Origin of the sequence: Streptomyces longispororuber (assembly GCF_024448165.1) — a bacterium.
GTDB classification, from domain to species: Bacteria; Actinomycetota; Actinomycetes; order Streptomycetales; family Streptomycetaceae; genus Streptomyces; species Streptomyces longispororuber_A.
In genome coordinates, this window is the sequence record NZ_JAMOLN010000310.1 from 1 (window position 1) to 8,530 (window position 8,530).

Sequence of the window (8,530 nt, forward strand, 5' to 3'; positions counted from 1 at the left end):
GAAGGCATGCGCTGCGCGCAGCCTTCCCCTGAGCGAGCGGAGCTCGCTTCAGGGGCGCGGGGAACTGCGCGACCAGCCACGACGAGACCCGCACCCGCCTCCGACGAGAACCCGGCAGACGCGACAGCGCGACAACAACGGGAACGACCTTGAGGGGGAAGTGAGATGACGCACCCAGAAGCCGGCGGAGCCGAGCGACTGAGGCGCTGGCGCCTCGTGCTGGGCGGCGACGCCGCGGACGGCACCGGCTGCCAACTGGCGGGCCAGGACGCGGCGATGGACGGCGCCCTGACCGCGCTGTACGGCTCGGGCCAGGGAAAGAACCAGCCGACCGGCGGCAGCCGGTCCGCCGGGCTCGGCGCCTCCGCCCCCTCGGTCGCCCGCTGGCTCGGCGACATCCGCACGTACTTCCCGTCCTCCGTCGTCCAGGTCATGCAGCGCGACGCGATCGACCGCCTGGGCCTCTCCGCGCTCCTCCTGGAGCCGGAGATGCTGGAGGCGCTCGACGCGGACGTGCACCTGGTCGGCACGCTCCTCTCGCTCAACAAGGCGATGCCGGAGACGACCAAGGAGACGGCCCGCGCCGTCGTCCGCAAGGTCGTCGACGACCTGGAGAAGAAGCTCGCCACGCGCACCCGGGCGACGCTCACCGGCGCCCTCGACCGCAGCGCCCGGATCAGCCGCCCGCGCCACCACGACATCGACTGGAACCGCACGATCGCGGCCAACCTCAAGCACTACCTGCCGGAGTACCGCACGATCGTGCCCGAGCGGCTCATCGGATACGGGCGGGCCTCGCAGTCGGTGAAGAAGGAGGTCATCCTCTGCATCGACCAGTCGGGCTCGATGGCCGCGTCCGTCGTCTACGCCTCCGTGTTCGGCGCGGTGCTCGCCTCCATGCGCTCCATCCAGACCCGACTCGTCGTCTTCGACACGGCCGTGGTCGACCTCACCGACCAGCTGGACGACCCGGTCGACGTCCTCTTCGGCACCCAGCTCGGCGGCGGCACCGACATCAACCGGGCGCTCGCGTACTGCCAGTCGCAGATCACCCGGCCCGCGGAGACCGTCGTCGTCCTCATCTCGGACCTCTACGAGGGCGGGATACGCAACGAGATGCTGAAGCGGGTCGCCGCGATGAAGGCGTCCGGGGTGCAGTTCGTGACGCTGCTCGCGCTCTCCGACGAGGGCGCGCCCGCCTACGACCGGGAACACGCGGCGGCGCTCGCCGGACTCGGGGCGCCGGCGTTCGCCTGCACGCCCGACCTGTTTCCCGACGTCATGGCCGCGGCGATCGAGAAGCGGCCGTTGCCGATACCGGACGCGGCGGCGGAAACCGGGGGAGCAGTGGCGAACCGGATATGAGTACCCATCGGTAACACGGGGCTTGCGCAGCCGCCCGCGTCCCGTGCGAGGATCGGCGCACCGTGACTTCCCCGATGGCCCTTCCCGCCCCCGCCGAGCGCCTGCCGCGCTCGACGGGCGGTCGGCGTGCGCTGCAACTGGCGCTGCTGCTCGGCGGGTTGATCGCCCTCGGTTTCCTCTGCGGCGGCCGGGCCCACGCGGACGCGTCCGCCGACAGCCTCGTACCGCACACCGCGGCGGTACGGGACGCGGCGTCCGATGCCGTGCGCGGGGTGCGTGAGCGGGTGGTGGAGCCGGTGCGCGAGCGCGTGGCCGAGCCCGCTGCCGAGCCGGTCCGCGAGCACCTCGCCGAGCCGGTCCAGGAGCATGTCACCGAGCCCGTTCGGCGCCAGGTCACCGACCCCGTGCGCGGCCGGGTGGTCGACCCCGTGCGCGAGCAGGTGGCCGACCGGGCCACCGAACCGGTTCGGGAGCACGTCGTCGATCCGGTGAACGACCGGGTCCTGCGGCCCGTCCTGCACACGGTGGGCGACGTCGTGAGGCCGGTCGGCGAGTTGACCGGGGCGGTCGTCGGGGGGCTCGCCGATGCGGCGCCCCGGCCGCTGCCGTCCGGTCCGCCGTCGTGGCCGGGGCTCCCGGGGCTCCCGGGCCTGCCCGGCGTGTCCGACCCGGCGCCGCAGCCGCCCACCGCGGGCGTACCGCAGCAGCCGGGCACCGACGCGGTCCCGGCCGGCACCGAGAAGCGGCCCGCCCGGCCGGACACCAAGTCCCCGGCGGGGCGAACGGCTCACGCGGTCGTGGACCAGGGCACCGGATACGTGTACGGATACGGGCCCGCCGGACACCGGGCGGCTCCCGTCGCACGGGCCGCAGGGCAGCCCGGCGCGCCCGCCGCGCCGCCGCGCCCCGACGGTGTGCCCTCGGCCGGCACGGCCGCGGGTGACGGCGGTTCGCCCCGGCACGGTGATCTGCACGCGGCGGCGTTCGGCGGGCGCCTGCCCGTACTCCTGGTGCCCGGCGCCCTCGCGCCCGGCACCGCATCGCCGGTGGCCGACCGGCATCGCGACATTCCCGAATTCCCCGGCTAGGGCGGCCAGTTCCCCGCTCGACCTGCCGCGCGGGGGCGGAACAGGTCTGCCCGACACCCCGGAGTCCCTCCGGAACCAGCCGGAATTCGAAGGAATCACGCACTCATGAACAAGAACATCCGCCGCTCCATCGTCATAGCCGCGGGCGTCTCCGGCGCCTGGGCCCTCGGCTCGGCCGTGGCCAGCGCCGACGAGCTGCCCGCCCACTCGGTCTCCGTACCGGACGTGGCCGGTGACGCCGTCGCAGACGTCCAGGACACGGCCGCGCACGTGACGGACCAGGTCACCGGCAAGGCGACCGGCAGCAGCGCCGCCGACCGGGTCACCGATCAGGTCACCGACAAGGTCGCCGCCACGAAGGCCGCCGCCAAGGCCGCGCCCGCCGCCAAGGCCACCGCCGCCAAGGCCACGGCCCACGCCACCGCCGCCGCCGAGCAGGCCCGCCAGTACGTCGAGGGCGCGCACACGGCGGTCACCGACAAGGCCGCCCCGTCGGTCCCCTCCGTGGCGGACGCCCAGCAGGACGTCGACTACCTCTTCGGCCCGCTCGCCTCCTTCGCCCCCGAGCTCCAGCAGGAGCTGTCGCGGGCGGCCGCCCAGGACCCCGGCTACGTGCTGGACCAGACGCGCGAGCAGGTCCAGGACCAGGTGACGACCACCGCGCAGTTCGCGCAGGTCCACGCGCAGAACCTGGTCGACCAGGTGCGCGTCGACCAGGTACGCGCGACCGCGACCCCGGTCGTCGACGAGACCGCCACCGCCGTCCTGCCGCCCGTCGCCGCCACCGCGGTGCACGGCGTGCTGCCGGTCGTGGACCAGGCGCTCGGCGACGTCACGGTGCTCGCGGGCGGTGCCGTCGGGGACGTGACGCCGTTCGCCCGGACCGTCGTCGGCGACAACGTCGCGCCCTTCGCCGCCGGCGTCACCGGGCAGGTCCAGCCGCTGGCCACCGGGGTCACCGGCGAGGTCACCCCGTTCGCGCAGGCGGTCGTCGGGGACGACGTCCAGCCGTTCGCCGGCGGCGTCGTCGGCGCCGTGCAGCCGCTCGTGCAGACGGTCGTCGACCACGTGCGGCCGGTCGTGCAGGGCGTCGGCACCAGCGCCTACGGCTTGGCGCAGGGCGTGACCGGCGACGTGACGCCGTTCGCGTACGGCGTGGTCGGCGAGAACGTCGCGCCGTTCGCGCAGACCGTGGTCGGCGACAACGTGGCGCCGCTGGCGGGCGGCGTGGTCGGCGAGGTCGCCCCGTTCGCCCAGGACCTCACGGGCACCGTCACCGCCGACGTCCAGCCGCTCGCGGGCAACGCCGTCAGCGGCGTGCAGGGCGTCGCGTCCGCCGTCGCGCCCAGCTACGTCCAGGGCATCTGACCGACGCCGCGACGCCCGGACGGCCGAACGCCATCGGTCGGACCGGGCGGACAGCCGGCGTACGGGCGGGTGGCCCCGTGGGGACGGGACCGCCCGCCCAGGGCTCCGGTGTGAACTTCCGGCGCCCATCGGGTGGCCTCACCGTGCGTACCCCCGCACGGTGAGGCCTCGCACAGCCGCAGAGAAGCGGCGAACGGCGGCAAACAGCGGCACAAACGGGACGCTCTGTGACCACTATCACCGCTCAGGTGTGATCTGCGATTTAGAAGCCGTCGCTGAGCGGCGATAACCTGCGAGACGGACATGCCGCGTACCCGGCCACTGTGTACGCCTCGTACGCCTCCCTTGTGACAGCGGAGTCACGTTGCCCATCGCGGCACGCCCACGCAGGAAATCGAACCGCGAGATCACTGATAGGGACGGACGCGCGTGGACCTGTTCGAGTACCAGGCGAGGGACCTCTTCGCCAAGCACGGTGTACCGGTGCTGGCCGGTGAAGTCATCGACACGCCTGAGGCAGCCCGCGAGGCGACCGAGCGTCTTGGCGGCAAGTCTGTCGTCAAGGCCCAGGTGAAGGTCGGCGGCCGCGGCAAGGCGGGCGGCGTCAAGCTGGCCGCGAACGCCGACGAGGCCGTGGCCCGGGCCACCGACATCCTCGGTATGGACATCAAGGGCCACACGGTCCACAAGGTGATGATCGCCGAGCTGTCTCCGGAGATCGAGGCGGAGTACTACGTCTCGTACCTCCTCGACCGCACCAACCGCACCTTCCTGGCCATGGCCTCGGTGCAGGGCGGCATGGACATCGAGGAGGTCGCGGAGAAGACCCCCGAGGCCCTCGCGAAGGTCCCGGTCAACGCCGTGGACGGCGTGGACATCGCCAAGGCTCGCGAGATCGTCGCCCAGGCGAAGTTCCCGGCCGACGTGGCCGAGGGCGTCGCCGAGGCCCTGGTCACCCTGTGGGACACCTTCGTCGCCGAGGACGCGCTCCTCGTCGAGGTGAACCCGCTGGTCAAGACCAAGGACGGCCGCATCCTGGCGCTCGACGGCAAGGTGTCCCTGGACGCCAACGCCGACTTCCGCCAGCCGGAGCACGAGGCCCTCGAGGACAAGGACGCAGCCAACCCGCTCGAGGCTGCTGCCAAGGCCAAGGGCCTCAACTACGTCAAGCTCGACGGCGAGGTCGGCATCATCGGCAACGGTGCCGGTCTGGTCATGTCGACGCTGGACGTCGTCGCGTACGCCGGTGAGAACCACGGCGGCGTGAAGCCGGCCAACTTCCTCGACATCGGCGGCGGCGCCTCGGCCGCGGTCATGGCGAACGGCCTGGAGATCATCCTCGGCGACCCGGACGTCAAGTCCGTGTTCGTCAACGTCTTCGGCGGCATCACCGCCTGTGACGAGGTCGCCAACGGCATCGTCCAGGCGCTGGCCCTCCTCGAGGAGAAGGGCGAGAAGGTCGAGAAGCCCCTCGTCGTCCGCCTCGACGGCAACAACGCCGAGCTGGGTCGCAAGATCCTCTCCGACGCCAACCACCCGCTGGTGCAGCGCGTGGACACCATGGACGGCGCGGCCGACAAGGCCGCCGAGCTCGCGGCTGCGAAGTAAGGGACGAGGGACTAAACAGCCATGGCTATCTTCCTCAACAAGGACTCCAAGGTCATCGTCCAGGGCATGACCGGTGCCACGGGCATGAAGCACACCAAGCTCATGCTGGCCGACGGCACGAACATCGTCGGTGGCGTCAACCCGCGCAAGGCGGGCACGTCCGTCGACTTCGACGGCACCGAGGTCCCGGTCTTCGGCTCGGTCGCCGAGGCGATCGAGAAGACGGGCGCCAACGTGTCCGTCCTCTTCGTCCCGCCGGCCTTCTCCAAGGCCGCCGTGGTCGAGGCGATCGACGCCGAGATCCCCCTCGCCGTCGTCATCACCGAGGGCATCGCCGTCCACGACTCCGCCGCCTTCTGGGCGTACGCGCAGTCGAAGGGCAACAAGACCCGCATCATCGGCCCGAACTGCCCCGGCCTCATCACGCCGGGCCAGTCGAACGCCGGCATCATCCCGGGCGACATCACGAAGCCGGGCCGCATCGGCCTGGTCTCGAAGTCCGGCACGCTGACGTACCAGATGATGTACGAGCTCCGTGACATCGGCTTCTCGTCGGCCGTCGGCATCGGTGGCGACCCGGTCATCGGCACCACGCACATCGACGCGCTCGCCGCGTTCGAGGCCGACCCCGAGACCGACCTGATCGTCATGATCGGTGAGATCGGCGGCGACGCCGAGGAGCGCGCGGCCGACTTCATCAAGGCCAACGTGACGAAGCCGGTCGTCGGCTACGTCGCCGGCTTCACGGCGCCCGAGGGCAAGACCATGGGCCACGCCGGCGCCATCGTCTCCGGCTCCTCCGGCACCGCGCAGGCGAAGAAGGAGGCCCTCGAGGCCGCCGGCGTCAAGGTCGGCAAGACGCCGACCGAGACGGCGAAGCTGGCCCGCGAGCTCCTCTCGTAACCAGCAGCTGTACACAGATCAGTGGGCCCGCACCGGTGACGGTACGGGCCCACTGATCGTTTCCGGCTACTCGGCGGCGGGGGCGAGCCGCTCGGGACCGCCGCTCAGCTCGCCGCGCAGCTGCCTGCGCAGCTCCAGGTCGCCCTCCGTCAGCCGGTCGGGGCCGGTCAGGGGCGGTACGCCGCTGATGGGTGCGCCGGGCGCCGGCACCGGCTCGTAGTGCGTCGGCGCGACCCGGACGGTGAGTGCCGTGGCGCCGACGATCAGCACGGTGACGGCGATCGCGGCCCGGGTCCAGAACCGGGTGCGCTTCTCACCGCCGCTGCGCACCAGGGTCGAACCGGGCGCGTCGAGCTTCTCCGCGCCCGCCAGCTCCGTCAGCCGCCGGTGCAGCTGCCCGGGCACGGCGAGGTCGGGCAGCTGCTCGGCGACGGCCTCGCGGGCGTGCAGGATCCGGTTGGCGGCGGCCGGGGTGCTGGCCTCCGTCTCCGCGGCGGTCTCCGGCAGGTCGAGACCCACCCCGTCGTAGAGCAGCAGGGTGCGCCGGTAGGCGGGCGGCAGGCTCAGGAGTACGTCGAGGAGCTTGCGGTCGTCCGGGTCGGCGGGCGGCGCGTCCGGGTGACGGTGGGCCGGGCGCATCCGGTGCCAGGGCGACATCGCGTACTCGTACGCCGCGGCCCGCACCCAGCCCGCCGGATCGGGGTCGACCGCGACCTCCGGCCAGCGCTGCCAGGCCTGCTGGAAGGCGCGTTCCACGGACTCCCGGGCGAGCGTGCGGCGGCCGGTGAGCAGATAGGTCTGGCGCACCAGGTGCGGTGCGCAGTGGGTGTAGAGCGCGTCGAAGGCCTCGGCCGCGGACTTGAGGGGGGTCCGTTCGGTGGGGCGGGGCTCCGGGGACGTCGTCTTCGCCAGGTCCACCGAAGGGGTGGCGTTCGCCGCGCCGACCGCGGCCAGCTCCGGCTCCTGCACCGGCGCCGGTTGCGGTGCCGGTGTTCCGGCGAGCTCCGTGAGGAGCTTCGCGTAGGCGACTCTCTTACGGCCTCTGGGGGACGTACGGCCCGATTCCCAGGAACGGACCGTTTCGCGTGTCACGCCGACCGTCGCGGCGACCTGAGCCTGTGTCAGGGACTTCGCCTCGCGGAGCCTGCGGCGCTCCTTCGGCGTCGGCAGTGGGGTGGCAGGGCCCTGCGTCATGGTGAACTCCACACACCCTTTCGCGCGAAAAAGTACATAAACGTATCTTGAGCGACACATCCGGACTTCGCCTGTTGCAGGGGGAAAGCGCGTGTCGTTGGGAGCATGGCCCGGTGACCCAAATGACCGGCCGTGGACTGTCGTTGCCCCTGCTGCTGACCCGGGTGCGGGAACGATCGCCGGGCCCCGCCTCCGGGGTGTTCGGCGGGGCGGTGGCGGCGGGGCTCGGGCTCGGGGCGTGCGCGGTGCTCGTGATGGTGCTGTGGATCAGCTCGCCGTACCCGGACAGCGGCCCCGGCGGCGCCCTGCACACCGCCGCCGCGCTGTGGCTGCTGGCGCACGGCGCCGAGGTGGTCAGGACGGACACGCTCTCCGGGGTGCCCGCGCCGATGGGCGTGACGCCGTTGCTGCTCCTCGCCCTGCCGGTGTGGCTGGTGCACCGGGCGGCGCGGGACGCCGCGGAGACCGCGGAGGGCGAGCCCGCGGCGTCCGCGGCCGGGGCGTGGGGCGGGGTGGCGCTCGGCTATCTGCTGGTCGGCTCCGCGGCGGCGTACTACGCGTCGGGCGGTGAGCTGCGGCCCTCCTGGGTGAGCTGCGGGGCCCATCTGCTGGTGGTAGCCGTCGCGGCGGCCGGGGCCGGGGTGTGGACCGCGCACGGGCGGCCGCGGGGGCCGGTGCCCGGGGTGCTGCGGCGGTGCGCCGAGGTGCTGCCGGAGTCGTTCGTACGGGAGGTGCTGCCGGTCGCCGCGCGGGCGGCGGCCGCCGGGGTGCTGGTGCTGGTGGCCGGGGGCGCGCTGGTGGTGGCCGCGGGGCTGGTCTGGCACGGGGCGGCGGTGCGGGAGTCGTTCCTGCAGCTGACGGCGGCGTGGTCGGGGCGGTTCGCGGTGCTGCTGCTCTGCTTCGCGCTGGTTCCGAACGCCGTGATCTGGGGTGCCGCGTACGCGCTCGGGCCCGGGGTCGTGCTCGGTGCGGGGCACGCCGTGGGGCCGCTCGGCGGGTCGGGC

Annotated in this window: 7 protein-coding genes; 6 read left to right on the forward strand and 1 reads right to left on the reverse strand. The window is 73.0% G+C overall.

All coding sequences use genetic code 11. The features are described 5' to 3' along the window. Positions 1-165: 165 nt before the first annotated feature. From M4J07_RS44780 to sucD, 5 genes are all read left to right on the forward strand, one after another. Positions 166-1,365 (forward strand): vWA domain-containing protein, encoded by a 1,200-nt coding sequence (locus M4J07_RS44780; protein WP_255982543.1) that lies wholly within the window; start codon positions 166-168, stop codon positions 1,363-1,365. A gap of 62 nt (positions 1,366-1,427) precedes the next feature. Continuing rightward, a complete protein-coding gene (locus tag M4J07_RS44785) occupies positions 1,428-2,453 on the forward strand; it encodes a hypothetical protein (protein WP_255982546.1) in 1,026 nt (341 codons plus the stop codon). A gap of 105 nt (positions 2,454-2,558) precedes the next feature. Beyond that, on the forward strand, positions 2,559-3,821 hold the full coding sequence (locus M4J07_RS44790; RefSeq protein ID WP_255982548.1) for a hypothetical protein: 1,263 nt from the start codon (positions 2,559-2,561) through the stop codon (positions 3,819-3,821). Between the two features lie 429 nt (positions 3,822-4,250). Continuing rightward, the gene (sucC, locus tag M4J07_RS44795) at positions 4,251-5,429 is read left to right on the forward strand and encodes an ADP-forming succinate--CoA ligase subunit beta (protein ID WP_207825189.1); all 1,179 of its coding nucleotides are present in this window, start codon (positions 4,251-4,253) and stop codon (positions 5,427-5,429) included. A 21-nt stretch (positions 5,430-5,450) separates the two neighbouring features. Continuing rightward, positions 5,451-6,332 carry a succinate--CoA ligase subunit alpha gene (gene sucD / locus M4J07_RS44800; RefSeq protein ID WP_255982553.1) on the forward strand — a complete coding sequence of 294 codons (882 nt, stop codon included), beginning with the start codon at positions 5,451-5,453 and terminating at the stop codon, positions 6,330-6,332. A gap of 66 nt (positions 6,333-6,398) precedes the next feature. On the opposite strand, the gene M4J07_RS44805 is transcribed toward sucD, so the two are convergent. Next, entirely contained in the window at positions 6,399-7,526 is a 1,128-nt protein-coding gene (locus M4J07_RS44805) for a helix-turn-helix domain-containing protein (protein WP_255982555.1), read from the reverse strand. A gap of 122 nt (positions 7,527-7,648) precedes the next feature. Between M4J07_RS44805 and M4J07_RS44810 the strand changes: the two genes are divergently transcribed. Continuing rightward, positions 7,649-8,530, forward strand: an 882-nt coding sequence (locus M4J07_RS44810; protein WP_255982557.1) for a cell division protein PerM, incomplete at its 3' end; no start/stop codon positions are given.